6 protein-coding genes and 1 pseudogene are annotated in these 21,489 nt (G+C 65.4%); all 7 read left to right on the forward strand.

Annotated elements, in window-relative coordinates; translation table 11 throughout:
* The first annotated feature begins 38 nt into the window (after positions 1 to 38).
* The 7 genes and pseudogenes from NRY95_00955 (at position 39) to NRY95_00985 (ending at position 21,385) form a co-directional block, all read left to right on the forward strand.
* Positions 39 to 14,327, forward strand: coding sequence for a hemagglutinin repeat-containing protein (locus NRY95_00955; GenBank protein UYC16584.1), 14,289 nt, complete (start codon positions 39 to 41; stop codon positions 14,325 to 14,327).
* A gap of 8 nt (positions 14,328 to 14,335) precedes the next feature.
* Positions 14,336 to 14,716 (forward strand): hypothetical protein, encoded by a 381-nt coding sequence (locus NRY95_00960; protein ID UYC16585.1) that lies wholly within the window; start codon positions 14,336 to 14,338, stop codon positions 14,714 to 14,716.
* A 226-nt stretch (positions 14,717 to 14,942) separates the two neighbouring features.
* Positions 14,943 to 15,656, forward strand: coding sequence for a transposase (locus tag NRY95_00965; protein UYC16586.1), 714 nt, complete (start codon positions 14,943 to 14,945; stop codon positions 15,654 to 15,656).
* Positions 15,657 to 15,774: 118 nt separating this feature from the next.
* A complete protein-coding gene (locus NRY95_00970) occupies positions 15,775 to 16,986 on the forward strand; it encodes an IS4 family transposase (protein UYC16587.1) in 1,212 nt (403 codons plus the stop codon).
* A 1,153-nt stretch (positions 16,987 to 18,139) separates the two neighbouring features.
* Positions 18,140 to 18,487 (forward strand): type I toxin-antitoxin system SymE family toxin, encoded by a 348-nt coding sequence (locus NRY95_00975; GenBank protein UYC16588.1) that lies wholly within the window; start codon positions 18,140 to 18,142, stop codon positions 18,485 to 18,487.
* 38 nt (positions 18,488 to 18,525) lie between these two features.
* Complete coding sequence (locus NRY95_00980; protein UYC16589.1) at positions 18,526 to 18,759, forward strand: hypothetical protein; 234 nt, start codon at positions 18,526 to 18,528, stop codon at positions 18,757 to 18,759.
* 75 nt (positions 18,760 to 18,834) lie between these two features.
* Positions 18,835 to 21,385, forward strand: a pseudogene (locus NRY95_00985) (hemagglutinin repeat-containing protein).
* Positions 21,386 to 21,489: the final 104 nt, after the last annotated feature.

Here is a 21,489-nt window from a genome sequence, read left to right on the forward strand (position 1 = left end):
ACGAGAGAGAAATGGCGATGGACAAGGATTCCGCTGGGATGCGCACCACGATGGCCGACCGCTTCAAGCGCGGCGTGGCGATGCTGTTGTGCTGCACCGTCACCTGGACCTCGCTCCCCCTCTACGCGCAGGTCGTGCCGGTCGCCAATCCAGGCGGGCAACAGCCGGGCCAGCAGGCGGCGGCCAACGGCGTGCCGGTGGTCGACATCGTCGCCCCGAACGCGCGCGGCGTCTCGCACAACCGCTATTCGCGCTTCGATGTCGGCGCCAACGGCCTGATCCTCAACAACAGCGGCAACATTTCCAAGACCGAACTCGGCGGCTATATCGCCGGCAACGACAACCTGAAGAACAGCGGCGCGGCCACGCTGATCCTCAACGAAGTCACCTCCAGCGCCAGCCGCCTGCAGGGCTATACCGAAATCGCCGGGGCCAGGGCGCAACTGGTGATCGCCAACCCGAACGGCATCAGCTGCGACGGCTGCGGCTTCCTCAACGCCGCGCGGGTCACCCTGGCCACCGGCACGCCGCAGCTCGGCAGCGACGGTGCGTTGAACGGTTTCGGCATCACCGGCGGCGTGCTCAGCATCGGCAGCAACGGCCTGGACGCGTACAACGTCGATCGCCTGGATCTGCTGTCGCGGCAGCTCAGCGTGGACGGCGCGGTGTGGGCCAAGGACCTGCTCGCCAGCACCGGCACGCAGCGCATCGGCTACGACGGCATGCTGCTGGAGCTGCTGCCGGCCAGCGATGGCGCGGTGCCGTCGATCGGCATCGACGTGGCCTACCTCGGCGGCATGTACGCCGACCGCATCCGCCTGATCGCCACCGAAGCCGGCGTCGGCGTGGTCAGCCGCGGCACCCTGGCCGCGCAGAGCGGCAGCCTGCAGATCGACAGCGCCGGCCAGCTCAGTCTCAGCGGCACCACGGTTGCCCGCGACGACGTGGACCTGCATGCCGCAGGCGCGTTGACCCAACAGGGCACGCTCGGCTCGCAGCAGGCCGGCGTGCGCCTGCGCGCCGCGCAGCTGAGCCTGAGCGGCGACACCGTCGCCAGCGGCCTGCTCGACGCGCGCGCCAGCGGCAGCTTCGACCACAGCGGGCGCAGCAGTGCCGGCGCGATCAGCCTGTTCGGCTCCGAACTCGATGCCGGCGGCACGCTGTACAGCAGCGGCGCGTTGAGCCTGGACGCGAGCGGCAACCTGCGCAACAGCGGTGTCGCCTACGCCGGCGCCGCGCTGGCGTTGCATGCCGGCGGCAGCTGGCTGCAGAGCGCCGGGACCTTGCAGAGCGGTGGCGCGATGAGCGTGCAGGCGGCGCGGATCGATGCCGCAGGAACGCTCGATGCGGGCACTGGCCTGGACTTGCGCAGCGACGGCGACACGCGTCTGTCCGGGTTGGTCCAGTCCTGGCAGGATGCCGCGCTGCAGGCCGGCGGCCGCCTCGACAACGCCGGCCAGCTCAGCGCCGGCGGCCGCGTGGACATCGCTGCGGCGGCGATCGGCAACAGCGCCAACGGCGTGCTGTCCGCCAGCGGCGACGTTGCCCTGGCGACCGCCGGCACGCTGGACAATGCCGGCACCGTGTACGCCGGGCGCGATCTGCGGATCGACGCGGCGGCCTTCGCCAACGACGGCAGCAGCTATGCCGGCCGCAACGCGGACATCGCCAGCAGCGGCGCCACCCGCAGCGGCGGCAGCCTGGTCGCCGGCGACGCGCTGCGCGTGGACGCGGCGCAGATCGCCAGCAGCGGCGAACTCGGCAGCCAGCGCGGCACCACCAGCCTGTACAGCCGCGGCGATCTCGCGCTCGACGGCGCCGTGGCGGCGAGGGGGGCGCTGACGGCGCAGGCCGCGGGCGACCTGCACCAGTCCGGCACGCTCAGCGCGGCCAGCGCACAGCTGCAGGCCGGCGGCGACGCGCTGCTGGACGGTACGCTGAAGACCGACGGCGCACTGCAACTGAGCGCCGACGGGCAGCTGCGCAGTTCCGCCACGATCGCCGCGGGCGGCGACGCCGATTTGCGTGCGCAAGGCACGCTGCTGCAGGCCGGACAGATCCAGTCCGGCGGCGCGCTGCGGCTGCAGGGCGCGGACATCGACCAGTCCGGCGTGCTCGATGCGGGCGCCACGCTGTCCCTGCGCAGCGCCAACGCCATGCGCCTGGCCGGCACGCTGCAGGCGCGCGGCGACGTCGCGCTGGACAGCGCCGCAACGCTGCAGAACCAGGCGCAGGTGATCGCCGGCGGCAACCTGGCGGTGGCCGCCGGCAGCCTGGACAACGCCAGCGGCGCGGCATTGTCGGCGAGCGGCGATGCCGCCATCGCCAGCGTCGCCGCGCTGCGCAACGCCGGCAGCCTGCATGCCGATGGCGCCCTGCGCCTGAGCGCCGGCAGCTTCGCCCAGGCCGAGACCGGCAAGGCCTATGGCGGCGCAAGCCTCGACCTCGCTGCGGCCGATGCGGTGGACAACCGCGGCGATCTGGTCGGCGGTGGCGACGTGCGCATCGCCGCCGGCAGCATCGCCAGCAATGGCCAGCTCGGCAGCCAGCGCGGCGAGCTCGCGCTCGACAGCCGCGGCGATCTCAACCTGGACGGCGTCGTGGTCGCGGCCGGTGCGTTGCGCGCCGCTGCGTTCGGCGACTTGCAACAGCGCGGCAGTCTGCAGGCGCAATCGGCGCAGTTGCAGGCCGGCCGCGATCTGACCCTGGCCGGCGCCCTGCGCAGCGCGACGACGCTGCAACTGCAGGCGCAGCGCGCGTTGAACATGGACGGCCAGGCCGTCGCCGGCGGCGATCTGGGCATGCGCGGCGCCAGCATCGCGCTCGGCCAGGACGCGGTGGCGCAGACCGTCACGGCGCTGCAGGTGGACGCCGGCATGATCGACAGCCGCGGCGCGCTGGATGCCGGCACCGATCTGAGCCTGCGCAGCAGCGGCGCCCTCTCTCTGTCGGGCATCGCCCAGGGCGGGCGCGATGTCGCGCTGCAGGCGGATCAGGCGTTGGACAACCAGGCCCGCGTCTTCGCCGGGCGCGATCTGAACTTGAGCGCGGCCACTGCGACCAACCGGGCGCAGGGCGAACTCTCGGCGCAGGCGGTGCTCGACGCCAACGTACAGGGCGCACTCGACAACGCCGGCACGCTGCGGGCCGGGCAGGCGCTGAGCCTGAGCGCAGGCAGCCTGCAGCAGAGCGGCCGCGCCTACGCCGGCGACACGCTGACCGTGCAGGTCGATGGCGCCCTCGACAACCGCGGCGACCTGATCGCCAAGCGCGATGTGCACGTGGCGGCCGGCAGCGTCGCCAGCAGCGGCCAGCTCGGCAGCCAGGATGGACAGCTGCTGGTCGATAGCCGTGGCGACGTACAGCTCGACGGCAGTCAGATCGCGGCGACCGCGCTGCGCGTGCAGGCCGTGGGCGATCTGCAACAGCGCGGCATCACCAAGGCGCAGTCGCTGCAGTTGAGCGCCGGGCGTGACCTGGGCGTCGCCGGTTCGCTGCAAAGCGCAGCGGACCTGCAAGTGCAGGCGCAGCGCGCGTTGCGCCTGGATGGCCAGGCCGTGGCCGGCGGCGCTGCCCAATTGAGCGCGGCGAGCATCGCCACCGGCGGCAACGCCGTGTTGCAGAGCGCCGCGGCGATCACGCTCGACGGCGCGACGATCGACAGCCGCGGCGCACTCGATGCCGGCACCGATCTGCGCCTGCGCAGCCAGGGCCAGCTGACCCTGGCCGGCATCGCCCAAGGCGGTGGCGATGTCGTGCTGGACGCCGGCGCTGCGCTGGACAACAGCGCCCAGGTCGTCGCCGGTCGCGATCTGCAGCTGAGCGCTGCCAGTGCGGTCAACCGCGCCACCGGCACGCTGGCCGCGGCGGGCACGCTCGACCTGCGCGTCGCCGGCCTTTTCGACAACGCCGGCCGCCTGCGCGGGCAGACCTCCCTTCTGTTGCAGGCCGGCAGCTTCCAGCACAGCGGCGAGCTGTACGCGGGCCAGTCGCTGGATCTGCACAGCGCCGGCGCGCTGGACAACCGCGGCACGCTGATCGCTGGTGGCGACCTGCGCATCGATGCCGGCAGCCTCAGCAGCAGCGGCCAGCTCGGCAGCGAGACCGGAAACGTGTCGCTGGCCAGCCAGGGCGACATGCAACTGGGCGGCAGCGTCATCGCCGCGCAGGCGCTGAGCGCCAGCGCGCTGGGCGATCTGCAGGTGGATGGCGCGCTCAAGGCGCAGTCGGCCACGCTCGCCGCCGGCCGCGACCTGAGCGTCGCCGGTGGCGCACAGACCGCTGCCGCGCTGGAGCTGCAGGCACAGCGTGCGCTGCGCGTCGATGGCCAGGCATTGGCCGACGGCGATCTGCGCCTGCGCGGCGCCAGCATCGCCACCGGTACGGCCGCGGTGCTGCAAGGCGCGGCGGCCGTGACCCTGCAAGGCGGCGCCATCGACAGCCGCGGCACGCTCGATGCCGGCACCGACCTGACCTTGCGCAGCGACGGCGCGCTGGCGATCGCCGGCGTGGCACAGGCCAGGCGCGACATCGCGCTCGATGCCGGTGCAGCGCTGAGCAATGCCGGCCAGATCGTGGCCGGCCGCGACCTGAACGTCGCCGCGCAGAGCATCGACAACGCCGCCAGCGGCACGCTGGCCGCGCAGGGCGCGCTGCAACTCGCCACGCCTGGTACGGTCAGCAACGCCGGCAGCCTGCAAGCCGGCCAGGCCATGACTCTGGAAGTGGGCGCGCTGCAACACAGCGGCCAGGCCTACGCGGGCGATCGCCTGACGTTGCGCGCCAACGGCGCGGTGGACAACCAGGGCGAACTGATCGCCAAACATGATCTGCAGGTGGACGCGGCCAGCATCGCCAGCAGCGGCCAGCTCGGCAGCGAGACCGGCCAGGTCGCGCTGACCAGCCAGGGCGACCTGCGTCTGGGCGGCACCGTCGCCGCGGCGACGCAGCTGAAGGCGCAGGCGCAAGGCGATCTGCTGCAGTCGGGCACGCTCAGCGCGCAAGTGCTGGACCTGCACGCCGGGCGCGATATCGCCATGACCGGCCAGATCACGGCCATGCAGTCGCTACAGATCCAGGCGCAGCGTGACCTGCGCGTGGACGGCCAAGCCAACGCCGGCCAGGCCGCGTCGCTGGGCGCGGGCGCCGCATTGAGCACCGGCAGCCAGGCCGTGCTGCACAGTGCCGGCGCGCTCGCGCTGACCGGCGCACGCATCGACAGCCAGGGCACGCTGGATGCCGGCACCACGCTGGCGCTGACCAGCAGCGGCGATCTCGCGCTCGCCGGCATCGCCCAGTCGGCGACCACCTTGAACCTGAGCGCAGGCGGTGCGCTCAGCAACGCCGCCCAGGTCGTGGCCGGCACCGACCTGACGCTGACCGCGGCCAGCGTCGACACCGCCGCCAACAGCCTGCTCGCCGCGCAGGGCGATGCGACGCTGACCGTGAGCGGCGCGCTGACCAACGCCGGTGCGCTGCGCGCGCGCCAGCGCCTGCAACTGGACGTCGGCTCGCTGCAGCAGACCGGGCAGAGCTACGGCCTGCAGCGCCTGGGCCTGACCGCCAGCGGCGCCGTCGACAACCGCGGCGACCTGATCGCCGGCAGCGCGCTGCGCGTGGAAGCGGCCAGCGTCGCCAGCAGCGGCCAGCTCGGCAGCGAAAGCGGCGATGTCGCGCTGGTCAGCCATGGCGATCTCGCGCTGGGCGGCACGCTGGCCGCGGCCGGCGCATTCAGCGCCCAAGCCGGCGGCGCACTGTCGCAGAGCGGCGCGCTCAGCGCCGCGAGCACGCTGCAACTGCAGTCGCACGGCGACCTGACCGTGGCCGGCACGCTGTCGGCCAACCAGCTCACCCTGACCAGCGACGCCGCGCTGCTCCAGCGCGGCACCGTCAACGGCAGCGACGTCGCCTTGCAGGCGCAGCGCATCGACAACGCCGGGCAGACCCTGTCCAGCGGCAACCTGAGTCTGCGCGGCGGCGACATCGCCATCGGCGGCGTCGCTGCGGCCGGCGTGCGCAGCGACGGCAGCCTCGGCAGCAGCGGCGCGCTGGATCTGCATGCGGACCGCACCCTGAGCGCCAGCGGCAAGCTGATCGCCGCCGGCAACCTCACCGCGCAGGCCACCCAACTCAACCTGGCCGGCAGCACCGCCCGGGTCGGCGGCGATACCAGCCTGACCGCGAGCAACGGCCTCGATCATCGCGGCGCCGATCTGCTCGCCGGCGGCCTGCTGACCGTGCGCGCCGGCGGCAGCCTCGACAACGGCACGCTCAACGGCGTCGGCGGGCAGATGCAGGCCGCGCGCCTGGATCTGGGCGCAGCGTCGTTGCGCAACACCGGCGGCACCCTGGTGCAGAGCGGCGGCGGGCAGACCCGCATCGCCATCACCGGCGCGTTCGACAACGGCAACGGCAAGCTGGCCACGAACGGGCAGGATCTCAACCTCAGCGCCGCGTCGCTGAACAATGCGCAGGGGCGCATCGAACACGCCGGCACCGGCACCGCTGCGCTGAGCATCGGCGGCGCCGTCGCCAATGCCGGCGGCCGCCTCCTGACCCAGGGCCAGCTGCAACTCGGCGCCACTGCCGGCATCGACAACCAGAACGGCGCGATCGCCGCCGCCGGCGATGCCACGTTGACCGCGGCCAACCTGAGCAATGTCGGCGGCAGCGTGTCGGCACGCGGGGTGAACACCCAGCTCGGCGGCGCGCTCGACAACCGCAGCGGCGTGCTGCAGGCCGCCGGCGGCACCCTGACCGTCCGCGCCGACAGCCTCGACAACCGCAGCGGCACGCTGCAGGCGGTCGCCAGCGGCGGCGCCGGCGGCGACCTGCGTGCCGACATCGCCCACACCTTGAACAACGACGGTGGCCTGCTAGGCGCCAGCAACGACGCCACCATCGGCGCCGAGAACCTCAGCAACAGCGCCGGCACCGTGCAGGCCGGACGCGACCTGGCGCTGACCGCGCGCGGCCAGCTCGACAACCACCAGGGCGGCCGCATCGGCGGCGGTCGCGATCTCACTGTCGCGGTCACCGGCGCACTGCTCAACAGCGGCGGCCAGCTCGACAGCGGCAATGCCATGACCGTCTCCGGCGGCCGCATCGACAACAGCCAGGGCAGCATCGCCAACAACGGCGGCGGCCTGACCCAGCTCACCACCGGCGGCGAACTGCGCAATGCCGGCGGCAGCCTGGGCGGACGCGGCAGCGTCGTGCTCAACGCCGCCAGCGTGGTCAACAGCGACGGCCAACTGGTGGCTGGCGGCGACCTGGTCGCCAACACCAACAGTTTCGACAACCAGCGCGGCAACGTCTACGCCGGCAACAGCTTCCTGTTGCAGCGCTCCGGCGCCACGCTCGACAACCGCAGCGGCACCATCAAGGCCGAGCAGGCGGTGCGCCTGAACCTGCAGAGCCTGAGCAACAGCGGCGGTCGCATCGGCGCCGGCAGCACGGCCGGCGGTGCCGGCGACGTGGTCATCGACACGGTTGGCTTCGACGGCAGCGGCAACATCCTCGCGCAGAACCTGCTCGACCTGACCGTGCGCAGCGACTACACCCACACTGCTGGCGCCGACATCACCAGCAACGGCGATTTCCGCCTCAGTGTTGGCGGCAACATGACCAACGCCTCCGCGCTCAAGGCCGGGCGCAGCCTGAGCGTGACCGCCAACAACATCAGCAACGGCGCCGGCGCGACGATGCAGGCGGGCACCATCCAGTTGAATGCCGGCGGGACCATCGACAACGCCGGCGACATTTCCGCCAGCAACAATCTGCAGCTCACGGCCGGCAGCGTCACCAACACCGGCAGCCTGGTCGGCGGCAACGTACTGGTGGACACCGGCACCCTGGTCAACGGCGCCGACCTGGGCAGCGCCACCGACAACGCCGCCTACGGCTCGGCGCTGATCGGCGCTACCAACGGCATGACCCTGCTGGTCCGCGACCAACTGCTCAACCGCGACGCCAATATCTTCAGCCTCGGCAACATCGCCATCGGCGGCGCGCGCGACGGCGGTGGCACGCTCACCTCGCGCACCGGCGTGGTCAACAACCTGTCCGGCAGCATCGAGGCCGATGGCAGCATCCTGATTGCGGCCAATCAGCTCAATAACCAGCGGCGGGTGCTGAGCACCAAGACAGGGCCACTATCGGATGCAGAGAAGGCCGCGGCGAATGCGTCGATGCCAAGCGAATTGATAGAGAGTCGAGGCATCACCTATCCAAACGTGTCCTACTACATTCGCGTCCCATACAAAGGCGAAAGCCCAGGTGTCTATCGTGAATATTCGGTCGAAGAACGCGAGAGCCTGATTGCCGCCAGTGCCGAGGGCCGTATTGCCGCAGGTGGCAACATAGCCCTGTCCGGGAGCGTGACCAACAATGCATCGACAATCGCGGCAGCAGGCGGATTGTGGATCAATCAACGGGGCGTTGCCGGGCTTTCTGATGCAATCATCACCAACAGCGAGGTTGTATCGAACCAAGCGTTGGCGTTGAATCAGAAAGTGATCCAGCGCGATGTTGAACACAAAGTCATCGCTTACGTCGATGACTGCGCCGCCATCACTGTCTCAGGTCCGAACGCACGCAAGAAGCCGATATGCGGGTATGACAATGAGACCAATGTTCTCTCCAGTACCACGGTAGATTCCAGCTACATCGCCCTGGCCGCCAACATGACCGGCGGCCAAGGCGTGTCGATCAACGGCGCCACCATCAGCAACGGGGCCGTCGGCAGCGATGGCCGCAGCATCGGCGGCGCGGCGTTCAACGCTACGCAGGGTACGGCACTGAACCGCCGCAGCACGCAGAGCGCCAGCGGCGTCGGCAATAAAGCCGTGCAGGCGCAGACCGGCACGGCCGCAGGCGGTGCAACGGTCAGCAACCGCATCGTCAGCGCCAGCATCGGCCCGATCCGCATCGCCGACGGCCAGGGCTCGCTGGTGAAAAGTGTCGAGACATCCGCGGTCGATGTTCAGGCGCAAGGCGTACAGGCAGCGCTCGCCGGCAGCGGCGATGCCACCCGCAGCCAGATCCAGGCCGGCGGCGCACAGGCCGTGTTGACCGGCGGCAACGTCGCCGGCCAGCGCCAGCAGATCGACCCAGGCACCGGCAGCGTGCCGCAAGTGGTCGGCGGCATAGGCGCCCCGCTCGGCAACATCACCCTGCCCATCGGCGGTCTGTACCGCCTGGTCGGCGCCAACGGCGCCAGCGTCAACGCGCTCGGTCGCGCCGCCAACGGCCTGGGTGGCGTCAACGCCAACCGCAGTGCCGGCCCCGGCCGCCGCTACCTGATCGAGACCGATCCGCGCTTCGTCAACTACGACAACTTCATCAGCAGCGATTACCTGCTCGACAAGCTCGGCGTGGACCCGCAGTGGACCCAGACCCGCCTGGGCGACGGCTTCTACGAACAGCGCCTGGTGCTGGACCAGATCACCCAGCTCACCGGCCGCCGCTACCTGGGCAACTACGACGACGGCGTGGCGCAGTACCGCGCCCTGCTGGACGGCGCCGTGGCCGAGGCCGGCGCGCTGCACCTGGATGTCGGCGTCGCGCTGACTGCCGAACAGGTCGCCGCGCTGACCCACGACATCGTGTGGATGGTCGAACAGGAGTACCAGGGCCAGAAGGTGCTGGTGCCGGTGGTGTACCTGTCGTCCAGCACCGCGCTGACCCTGCGCAGCGACGGCGCCCTGCTCGCCAGCGACAACGGCAACGTCTCGCTCAACGCCACTGCTGGCCTGAGCAACAGCGGCACGATCAGTGGCGTCAACGTCAGCGCCACCGCCGGCACCCTGCTCAACCAGGGCCGCATCGCCGGCACCGGCACGGTGGCATTGCAGGCGAAGCAGGACCTGCTCAATCTCGGTGGCCAGATCGCCGGGCGTGACGTGCTGCTGAGCGCCGGTAACGATTTGCTCAGCACCACCCGTGATGCGGTGGCCGGGGGCGACCTCCGCTCCGGCATCAGCGCCGACAACAACCTGCTGATGAACGCCGGCCACGATCTGACCCTCACCGGCACCGCCGTGCGGGCCGGCGGCAGCGCCGCGCTGCAGGCGGGCAACGACCTGGTGCTGCAGCCCACCGCGTTGCGCAACGAGAGCGGGCTCACTCGCGGCGGCGACGCCACCAGCCTGACGGTGGGTCGGGACCTGTCGCTGCTCGCCGGCAACGACCTGCAACTGCACGGCGTAGCCATCACCGCCGGCGGCGACGCCACGCTGCAGGCGGGCCACGACCTGTCGCTGACGCCGGTCACCGATGCCAGCGGCAAGGCCACGGTGCGCACCAGCATCGTCACCGACGGCAGCCTGCAACTGGCGGCCGGCAACGACATCACCATCCGCCAGGCGGAAGTGAAGGCCGGTGGCGACTTGATCGCTGCGGCCGGTCACGACCTCAACGTGACCTCGGTGCTGGGCGAGAGCACCACCACCACCGACCACACCCGCCAGGGCAAGACCAAGGTCACCACGACCACCACCACCCAGGACCTCGACCAGCAGGCACTGGCGGCCGGCGGCAACCTGATCCTCAGCGCCGGCAACGACGTCAACCTGGTGGCGGCCAAGCTCGACGCAGGCAAGGGCCTGGCGGTGGTCGCCGGCAACGACATCAACAGCACCACGCTGACCACGGTGGACAGCAGCGACACGCTGGAAACGCGCAAGCGCTTCAAGCAGACCACCAGCACCACCGACGAGACCGTGCACGGTACCGAGTTCACGGCCGGCAGCGACATCGCCCTGCAGGCCGGCCACGACGTGAACCTCACCGCGGCCAAGGTCTACACCGACGCCGGTGCAGTGAGCGTGGCCGCCGGCAACGACGTCAACCTGCTCGCCGCCCAGGAGCAGCACGACGCCGAACAGGACATGCAGAAGAAGAAAAAGGGCTTCCTGTCCAGCAAGACCACGACCACGCATGACGAGTGGCACGACAGCACGGCGGTGGTCACCACGCTCAGCGGCGACAGCGTGCAGATCGCCGCCGGCCACGACCTGTTGTCGCAAGGCGCGCAGGTTGCAGCGACGAACGATGTGGTGATTGCCGCAGGCAACGACCTGACCCTGGAGACCGCGCAGAACGAGCACAGCGAAGAGCACGAGAAGAAGACCAAGAAGTCCGGCATGTTCGGTAGCGGCGGTATCGGCGTGACCTTCGGCACGCAGAAGATCCAGAACAATGCCGACACCACCGACGTCACGCATCTTGGCAGCATGATCGGGAGCGTTGAGGGCGACGTCACGCTGGTCGCAGGCAATCGCTACGCGCAGACGGGTAGCGATGTCCTGGCGACTGCCGGCGACATCACGGTGAAGGCCAAGGACATCGCCATCACCGAAGTCCACGACACCACCGATGCCGAACAGCGCAGCAAGTTCAGCCAAGGCGGCCTGTCGATCACGCTCAGCTCCGCAGCGCTGAGCCTGGCACAGTCCGCTTACGACACGGGCAAGGCTGGCTCGAAGGTCGGTGGCGATGCCCGCATGCAGGCACTAGCGGCCGGCTCTGCGGCCTACAGCGCCTATGGCGCTGCTAGTTCGTTGAGCCAGACCGGAAGCGCGCTGGCCAGCGGCGACGCCGCAAGCGCTGCGCAAGGCGCGAACATCAGCATCGCGGTGACGGTGGGCGGTAGCAAGAGCGAGAGCAAGAGCACCCAGACGGCAGACCAGGCCAAGGGCTCGAAGGTACAAGCCGGTGGCGACGTCACCCTGATCGCGACCGGCGGTGGCGACGCGAGCGATCTGCTGATACGTGGCAGCGATGTCACCGCAGGACACGACCTTCTGCTGGCGGCCGATCATGACGTCACGATCGAGGCGGCGAAGAACACGGCCGAACAGCACAGCACCAGCAAGAGCAGCAGCGCTGCGGTCGGCGTTGCGATCACCTATGGCGCTGATGGGTTCGCCGCGGGCGTGACGTTGAGCGCCAGCGGGGCGCATGGCAAGGCCAATGGCGAGGATGTCAGCTACACCAACAGCCATGTGGCTGCGGGCAACAACGCCACGATCATCAGCGGCAACGACACCACGCTGAAGGGCGCGCAGGTCTCCGCGGACAAGGTGATCGCCGACGTCGGCGGCAACCTCAACATCCAGAGCCTGCAGGACACCAGCACCTACGCCAGCAAGGACAAGTCGGTCGGTGGCAGCGTCACCTTCGGCATGGGGTTCAGCGCCAGCGCCAGCTACAGCAGCAACAAGGTCAACGGCGACTATGCCAGCGTCACCGAGCAGAGCGGCATCCAGGCCGGCAACGGCGGCTTCGACATCACGGTGGGCGGCAACACCGACCTGAAGGGTGCGGTGATCGCCAGCAGCCAGGACGCGATCGACCAAGGCAAGAACCGCCTGAGCACAGGGACACTGACCTATAGCGACATCGCCAACAGCAGCAGCTACGACGCCAAGGGCATCAGTCTGTCGGGTGGCTACAGCTATGGCGGTGCGGGGGGCGATGGCAAAGCTAAGGGCACGGACGGACAGACGGCCCCGACGACCAACAACGGCAGCAACTGGTCCTGGCAGAACTTCCAGACTGGCAGCAGCGGCACCGCAGCCGGCTACGGCCATGAGAGTGGCGACGCCACTTCCACTACGCGCAGTGGCATCAGTGGTGGAACGTTGGTCATCACGGACGAATCAGGGCAGCAAGCCAAGACGGGCAACAGCGTCGCCGACACGCCCGCGGCCCTGAAGCGCGATGTCGTCACCGGCGATGACGCGAATGGTCTGACCAAGCAATGGGACGCGCAGCAACTGCATGATCGGGTTGCGGCGCAGGCGCAGATCACCGCGACGTTCGGGCAGCAGGCGACAAAGGCGGTTGGCGACTACGCACAGCACAAGACGGATGAGGCTGCAGCATTGCGGTTGCAGGCCGACGCGACGAGCGATCCAGAACAGAAGGCGCAACTCACGGCGCAGGCCGAGCAATTGGAAAGCCAATGGGGCGCCAATGGCACGCTGCGGGTGCTGGCGCATACCGTGGTCGGAGGGCTAACGGGCGGCCTGGATGGCGCGACGGGTGCCATTGCCGGCACGCTGACAGCACCGGCAGTGGCAGCGGTGCTGAGGGACGCAGGCGTTACGGGTCCGCTGGCGGATGCGCTGACGGCATTGGCATCGACAGCGGCTGGTGCGATGACTGGCGGCACATCGGGTGCTGCGACGGCCAGCAACGAGGTGGCTAACAACTATCTCAGCCATCCGCAACGTGATGAGAAGGCGCGTGAATTGAGGGAGTGCGCTACCGAAGAATGCCGAGAGAACGTCGAGCAGAAGTGGGATGACGTGAGTCTTGCGCAGAGTCGCGAGATGAAGGACCGGTACTTCGGTGCCTTGACTCCAGAGCAGCAATCGCAGCTGCTTAATCTCAAGCCAGGCACGCAAGAATATGACGCGATACTGGCGGCTGGCGTCATGCAGGCTGCTTCAAAAAGCCTGGCTGGAATTGGATCACTCTACAGTGGTGACCATCAACTGTTGACCGAGACGGATTGGCAAGGGCAACAAGCCAATTGGCTGACTGGCATGTCGCTGGGAGACCGTAATCGCTTGGAAACGGCGCTGTTGGGGCCCGTGTTTGGATGGGGAGCTGGCGTTACCAAGATTCTTGGCGGAAGTGATCAGCAGGTGGCAGCGGCTAACCAAGCGGGGGCTATTGTCTCGGACATGCTCGGAGCTGTTGAGGTGTTGGGGCCAGCCAGTACAAGGGCCGGAAAGGGGTCAACTGTATACGAGTCCTCTGGCGGCTCACCTAAGGGTGGCGTTTCAACTCTGGATACAATTAATGTCGTAGCTGAGAAGCCAAAATCTAACTCCGTTGATGTGACGGAGACATTTAACTACTCCGCTTCATTCCCTGGGCCGGACGGTTATGGTATTGCTTCTATAAGAACTGTTGGCTCTTTGAAAGGTGATCCAGAATTGCCTCCAAGGAACGCAAATCAAGATATGGTTAGATCTATCGCTAGACAGAATGAGGCAGCAACGGTCATTGCTCAGTTAGGGTACGATGTAGAGTACTTGCCAAATACAGGAAAGAAAGGTCCAAATCCAGATTTACGTATAAATGGTGAGTATGCCGATGTGGCGTCCCCAACAACGGGTAGCGTAAACTCTGTTGTTCTAACGATAAAAAACAAAGTGGATAGACAGGCGGACAATGTCGTGATTAATCTGGATGATTCTCCGCTAGAAATTGGTCAGTTAGAAGATGCTCTAAGGCGAAGTCCGGTTGAGGGGTTAGGTAAAATATTTATTATTAAAGGCAAGGGAATGGTTGTAATTGAGGTGACTAAATGACAACAATGATGAATTTGGAAATTGAAGAAAAAGCAAGCGGCGACTGCATTCTGCTGGCCCTGGATAATGTTTGCGCAACCTATACTGCTGAAAATGGGGAAATTTTTGGAAACTTGGGAAAATCAAACGCTTACTTTGTATTTTCGACGTGTATTTCTGATGATCAAGTGATGGCCGAAGGTTTTAGTGATTCATGGAAAGCAGGGGTGCGTGCGGCTTTTCATTGCCCCAACAATAGGCTTGCGGAAAGTTGGGAGGAAATAAAGAGCTATATGTTCGCTCTTATGAAGGAGTGTGATTGCAAATTTGTTCTTTCATTTCAATATGAAAAAATATACGCTATAAGAAATGAGGGTGAAATAAATTTCATCAATCAGATGACTTTTTGATATATGCGTTGATTAATGCGAGTCGTGTAAATCAGCCCTTCTATAAGCACTGCCATTAGATGGACCCGGGCACCGGCCAAGTGCCACAGTTTGATGGAGGCGGAAACCGGGGTCAGGGAAACCGGGGTCAGAGTGCACTTTCCCGACCCAAGCTCAGGCGCTTACCCGATGGGACAGCTCGTTCGGATAAACGACGCTGGTTCCACCGCAGAGCGAAGGACGGGACATGCCACGCCACCCCCGACTGGATCTCCCCAGTGTCTCCCAGCATATCGTGCAGCGGGGCAATGACCGGCAGCCATGCTTCTTTAGCGACATCGATCGGATACGCTACCTGCAGGATTTGCACAAACTGTCGCTCAAGCTGGGCGTCGCCGTGCATGCTTACATGTTGATGACCAACCGTGTGCACTTGCTGCTCACCAGCCGGCAAGCCGGCGCGACGTCAACGCTGATGCAGTCGCTCGGTCGCCGCTACGTGCGCTACATCAACACTCAATACCGTCGCACCGTCATCTTGTTGGAAGGCCGCTACAAATCGTGCCCGGTGCAGGATGAATTCTATTTGCTCCGCCGCTACCGCTACATAGAACTCAATCCATTGCGTGCTGGCATGGTCGTTGATCCGGCGGACTATCGGTGGTCGAGCCATTCCTGCAACGTACACGGCCAGGCTAACGCGCTGGTGCAGCCACATGAAAGCTATTTAGCCATTGCCCCAGCCAGCGAACGCGCAGACCACTATCGCCGCTTCGTCCTGGATGCCATCGACCCGGACGAGATCGCCGCCATCCGTCTCAACCTGCGGCGCCAACATGCGCTAGGCAACGACCGCTTTCGTGCGGCCATTGAGCACCAGCTTGGCCGTCGCGCCGGACCCGCTACGCGGATGGGTCGGCCGCCGAAGGTTAAACTAACAGGAAATGAAAGTGCACTCTGACCCTGAGGTTTCCCCAGCTTTAATTCTTAGCACTCAAGAGTTTGCAGCGACTTTGGTTTGCAAAAGCGCGCGCATGGCGCGATCTTCGCGGTTACCACACCAATGAGGATCGCAGACCATGCGCGCGAGCCAAGTATTGCAAAGATGCCTGGAGTCGGCACTGTCGCCGATGCATGCACTACGCCGGCAGACGCTGCTGCTGGCGGTCGAGTCGCTGCTGGCGTGTCGCCGCCTGGTGCTGATCGATCTGGCCCGCAGCTGGTTGGACGCCGAACGTATCCGTGCGCCGCTGAAGCGACTGGATCGGTTGCTGAGCAACCCACGCCTGCACGCCGAACGTGAGCGCCTGTATGGCGGCATGGTGCGCTGGCTGGTGCGCTCGCCCACGCCGGTGATCGCGGTCGATGGGTGCCGCTTGAAGGGCGATGGCCGCTGGCATCTGTTGCGCGCCGCGGTGCCAGTGGGCGGACGAACCTTGACGTTGCTGGAGCAGGTGTTCCCGGAACGGGAACTGGCGTCGCCAAAGGTAGAGCGTCGCTTCCTTGAACGCCTCAAAACACTGTTGCCCGAGCACAGCCGTCCGATCCTGATCACCGACGCAGGCTTCCGGGCGCCGTGGTGCCGGACGGTGGAGCGGCTGGGATGGCAGTGGATCACGCGCCTGCGGCATCGCACCCAGGTCAAACCTATCGAGATCCCCGACCAGGCCGATCAGTGGGTACCGTGCCGCGCTCTGTACGCGTTGACCCTGACGGGCAAGTCACGCGATCTGGGCGTGTTCGACGTGGTGCGCAACGAGCCGATTCAGGCGCGCCTGGTCCTGCATGCGGATAGGCCGCGGGGACGGCGGCACACGACGCTCAAGGGCGAGCGCCGCCGCGGCAAGCAAAGCCGGCAGCATGCACAGCGCGAGGCCGAACCCTGGTTGTTGATGGCGTGCAAGGAGATGGCTCACGTCAGCGCCGGGCAGGTGGTGGCGATCTATCGCCGGCGGATGCAGATCGAACTCGGGTTCCGCGATCTGAAATCGCATCGCTACGGCCAGGCCTTCGAGGACAGCCTGACCCGCAAGCGCGAGCGGATCGAGACGTTGTTGCTGCTGCACGCATTGGCGATGTTCGTGTCCTGGCTGGCAGGCATGGCGGCCGAAGCGATCGAGGCACAGGACAAGCTCAACCCTTATCCGACCGCACGCAGGCTCTACTGCCTGGTGCGATTGGGTCAGGAAGCCTTACAGCGAGGATGGTTGGAACGACCGCTCCACGCCATGCTTCACGCGCTACGTCAGCTGTCACCGGAGGCCAGTCAGAACATGCGGTTCGTAACATGAAAAAGTGGGGAAACCTCAGACTCTGACCCCTGTTTTCAGATGCAAAGGATGAGGATAAGCAGAAGTCAATTCTTGTCGAAGCGGCAAGCGGAAGAGGCGGCACAGTTGGCTTGGTGAACTCCCCGGTTGCCGGCTGCCGCCTTTTAGAAAATTGCTCTCCAAAAACGCCTAACAATACTGCCAACCCAGTCATAAACAGTATATTCGATCAGTACGAGCATACGTCTCCCAAAAATGTTAAAATTGATTGGGGAAATATCTTCAAATGGAAAAAATTAAAAATTTAAGAGCAGGAAAAATGGTTAGCTCATTCCTGGTTAGATCTACTTTCCCGTTGGTCGGGTGGGCTATTATATTTTCGTATTGGCTGATTGTATCTGTAAGCAGAATATATGATAGATTATTCTATCTATATAAATTTTTCACGGACAGGTATTATCAGGCTTGGAATTTAATTGCTGTTTTGGCGCTAATTTTTCCTGTGCTGCTAACTTTCTATTTTGCGGCAAATAACTTTAAGTTAAGAAAAATTAAGGGTGTTAACTATGCCGAATTATTTCTTCTCGTGTGCTCATGGGCCTTGATTTTTTATAACTTTTCTTTTCTAACAAGTTCTTGATGAATATTTTTAGGATCGATTCTCGGGTTGGACCCTTAGTTCTAGCCACTTAGTCTTTGTAGCGCTCTACTCAACAAGCTATATCCGACACCGAGCGTTTCTCCGGCTATCACACCAAGAAGCACCGCGACGACAACGCCACGGTGACGCAAGTGGCCAGCAGCGTGGGCAGCCTGGGCAGCAACGTCAGCCTGACGGCGGGCGGCGCCTACACCCAGTCCGCCGATAGCAGGGTCAGGTTCACTTAAAAACGCATCTTCGCTTTGCAGCCCAAACCAGTTGACATCCCCAAAATCCAGTAGCACCATCCCTCCAAGGAGCGTAGAAACTCCTCACGTAGCGGCACCCACCTCCGTCAAGCCGGTGGGTTTTTTGTGCCTGTCGCAGGCACACTCCGACGCGCTGTCTGCGTCGGGAGGGCGGCGAATACAACACCCTTCGGGGAAATAAGCCCGCCGGCTACGTGCGGTTTCTAACCTCCCGACATCCCGTCGCCGTTCGGCGCGGGTTCCTGTCTGCCAAGGAGGCTGTGCCATGCGTCAACCGTCACCCCGCCCCACCACTCCCCGCAAGCGTGCACCGCGCAAGCCCCACTGCAGGTGCTGGACGATCGCCGAGTCGACGCTCATCCCCATGCTCACGCCCGAACAGATCGCCGCCGCCGATGCCGCCGATCTCGCCCGCGCATCGCGCGCGCCCCGCCGCACACGCCCGCCGCAGACGTGCACCGTCGGCTGCGGCCACTCCGCCAGTGGCAAGCGCACGCCCGCGCTGCGCCTGGGCGGCCGCTGGATGGAGGAACTGGGCTTTGCCATCGGCAGCACGCTGCGCGTGCAGGTGCGCGACGGCGAACTTGTGGTGAGCGTGGCTAGCAAAGACTGACGCGGCCATCGCCCACCACGCACCGGAGGATCGCTGAGATGGCGTCTAACCGCTTTGTCTTCGGCATTACGCTCAACCAGGCCGATGCACTCGACGGTCTGATCCGCACCATCACCGCGCATGGCGACATCCTCGCCGCCGGCACGGCGCCCTATCTGGATCCACGCACGCTGCCCGTGCTGGGAGAGGCCATCTACACCGCCGGCCGCGCGGCGCGCGGCATCCTGGATGATGTGGGCGCGCAAGCGCTCCAGGACATGGCCGCCCAGTAGTCGCTGCACCACGGGGCTAATGGAAGCGGATCCTTGTGGCGCGGGGTCCGCTCCCTCGCCGGCGGCGACGCCGCGCTGCAGGCCGGCCACGACGTAAACCTCACCGCGGCCAAGGTCTACACCGACACCGGTGCAGTCAGCGTGTCCGCCGGCAACGACGTCAACCTGCTCGCCGCGCAGGAGCAGCACGACGCCGAACAGGACATGCAGAAGAAGAAAAAGGGCTTTCTGTCCAGCAAGACCACGACGACGCACGACGAGTGGCACGACAGCACCGCGGTCGTCACCACCCTCAGCGGCGACAGCGTGCAGATCGCCGCGGGCAACAACCTGTTGGCGCAAGGCGCGCAGATCGCCGGCACCGGCGACGTGGTGCTGGCCGCCGGCAACAACCTGACCCTGGAGACCGCACAGAACGAGCACAGCGAAGAGCACGACAAAAAGGTCAAGAAGACCCGCTTGTACAGCGGCGGCGGCTTCAGCGTCACGCTCGGTGCCAGCAAGAAGACAGACACGCTCGACGCCACCGAGATCACCAACAGCGGCAGCCTGGTCGGCAGCACCGACGGCTCGGTGACGATGACCGCCGGCAACGCGGTCTCGATCACCGGCAGCCACGTGCTGAGCAAGACCGGTACGGCCATCGTCGGCAAGGAAGTCACCATCGCCGCGGCCGAGAACCGCGTGGACACGGTGCAGACCTCCAAGCAGCAGAGCGCGGGGATCTCGCTGGGTTTGAGTGGTGGCTTGGTCGATGCGGTACAAACCGCGTACAGCGCGGTCGAGCGTGGCTCCGAGGTCGAAGATGATCGGCTCAAGGCGCTATACGCGGTCAAAGCCGGTTACTCGATCAGCGACGCTGCCGGTTTGGCCAGCAATGGGTTGAAGGGGCTACAACGGCGAAGCTGTTGCTGGAAATACAACGAAGACCGGCACGGCGTCCGCAGATGGTGCTCAGGGAGCAGCCAATGCCACAGGCGTGAGCTTGCGCATCGGCATCGGTGCCAGTAGCTCCTCGAGCAAGACCACCACGCACGAGGAGACCACAGGCGGCAGCCGCATCCTCAGCGACGGCAATGTCACCATCGCGGCCACCGGCGGTGATCTCAACGTCGTTGGCAGCAAGATCGCCGGCGACAACGTGGCATTGGCGGCGGCCAACAACCTCAACCTGCTGAGCCAGCAGGAAAACAACACGACGAAGTCGGAGAACAAGAACGCTGGCGGCGAGATCGGCTTCAGCGTCGGTGCAACGACGGGCTATTACCTGACCGTCTCGGCCGGCAAGGGTAGCGCCAAGGGCAACAGCGACCTGCATACGGAGAGTGTGGTCACCGCCAACGACACTCTGACCCTGGCCAGCGGCAACGACACCACGATCAAGGGCGCGCAGGCGGTTGGCGACAAGGTGCTGGCCAATGTCGGCGGCAACCTGCTGATCCAGAGCGAGCAGGACACCAACGACTACCAGAGCAAGCAACAGCAGGCGGGCATCAAGCTGGTCTACGGCTACAGCACCGGCGGCAACGTCAGCGGCTCGTATAGCCAGCAGAAGGTCAACAGCAGCTACACCAGCGTCGCCGAACAGAGCGGCATCCAGGCTGGGAACGGTGGGTTCGATGTCACCGTGGGCGGCAACAGTCACCTGATTGGTGGGGCGATTGCCAGTACGGCCGATGCGAGCCTGAACTATCTCTCGACCGGCAGCCTGACGGTCGAAGAGCTGAAGAACGAGGCCGAATACAAGGCAAGTAGTGTGGGCGTCAGCACCGATATGGCATCCAGTGCCAAAAGCGCTGCTTTAGGAGCCGCGGCCAATGCATTGGGTAACAAGGGCGATAGCTCGGGGAGCACTACCAAAAGCGATATAGCCGAAGGGACGGTCGTTATCCGCAACGGCGACGAGTCGGCCCTTAACGGACTGGAGCGAAGCGCGACCGAACTTCAGCAGAGCGGACTGAAGGCTATCTATGACGAAAAGAAAGTGGCCGACCAACTGGAAATGGCCCAGGTTGCAGGAGAAGTGGGGTTCAGGACCGCGGGCGCCATCGGTGAGTTGCTGACCAAGAAGTATCACGATGCCGAACTCACGGCGACCGCCGCCACGGCAACCTTGGCCACTCTGGAAAAAGAGGGAGCTAGTGAGGAAGAGAAGGCACCTTACCGTGCATTGGTGTCCGGCTCTCAAGCCACGATGGCCGAATATCAAGAGCAATACGACATTTGGAAAGATGGAGGGACCGGGAAGACTCTACTTCATGCTTTGACCGGCGCCATTGTAAGTGGCTTGAGCGGCGGTAACGCTCTAGATGGCGCGCTCGGTGCAGGCGCCGCCGAGCTTGCAAGGCCGCTAACGCAAGGCGAGTCGAAGCTCGTCCGCGATCTGGTCAGCATTGCTATCGGTGGCGCTTTGGGTGGCTCAGAAGGCGCGTCCAATGCACTGGCAGGAGAAAACTACAATCGCGATCTCCATCAGGCAGAGATTGATCGAATCAAGGAGTTGGCTGGGGACGACCCGGAAAAGCAGCTGCGTTTGACCATAGCTGGCTGTGCATTGGTCAAGTGTTCGGAGGGCTATACGCCGGGAACGAGTGAATACAATCTCTACTCGGCTTTGGAACTTTAGGGTGGCAAGGCTGAATATGCATCGGAGAGAAGCCTCTTAAACAATCAAGCGCTGACAAAACTCGCCACTGATGAGCGTGGTATATCTTCGTCGTATCAAGTGCC

Source organism: Xanthomonas campestris pv. phormiicola, assembly GCA_025666215.1.
GTDB lineage: Bacteria > Pseudomonadota > Gammaproteobacteria > Xanthomonadales > Xanthomonadaceae > Xanthomonas_A > Xanthomonas_A campestris_A.

Bases quoted from the DNA above. Each gene is read 5' to 3' on its own strand.
- NRY95_00980 (UYC16589.1), top strand. From the start codon at position 18,526: ATGGCGTCTAACCGCTTTGTCTTCGGCATTACGCTCAACCAGGCCGAT.
- NRY95_00970 (UYC16587.1), top strand. From the start codon at position 15,775: ATGCGCGCGAGCCAAGTATTGCAAAGATGCCTGGAGTCGGCACTGTCG.
- NRY95_00965 (UYC16586.1), top strand. From the start codon at position 14,943: ATGCCACGCCACCCCCGACTGGATCTCCCCAGTGTCTCCCAGCATATC.
- NRY95_00955 (UYC16584.1), top strand. From the start codon at position 39: ATGCGCACCACGATGGCCGACCGCTTCAAGCGCGGCGTGGCGATGCTG.
- NRY95_00975 (UYC16588.1), top strand. From the start codon at position 18,140: ATGCGTCAACCGTCACCCCGCCCCACCACTCCCCGCAAGCGTGCACCG.
- NRY95_00960 (UYC16585.1), top strand. From the start codon at position 14,336: ATGAATTTGGAAATTGAAGAAAAAGCAAGCGGCGACTGCATTCTGCTG.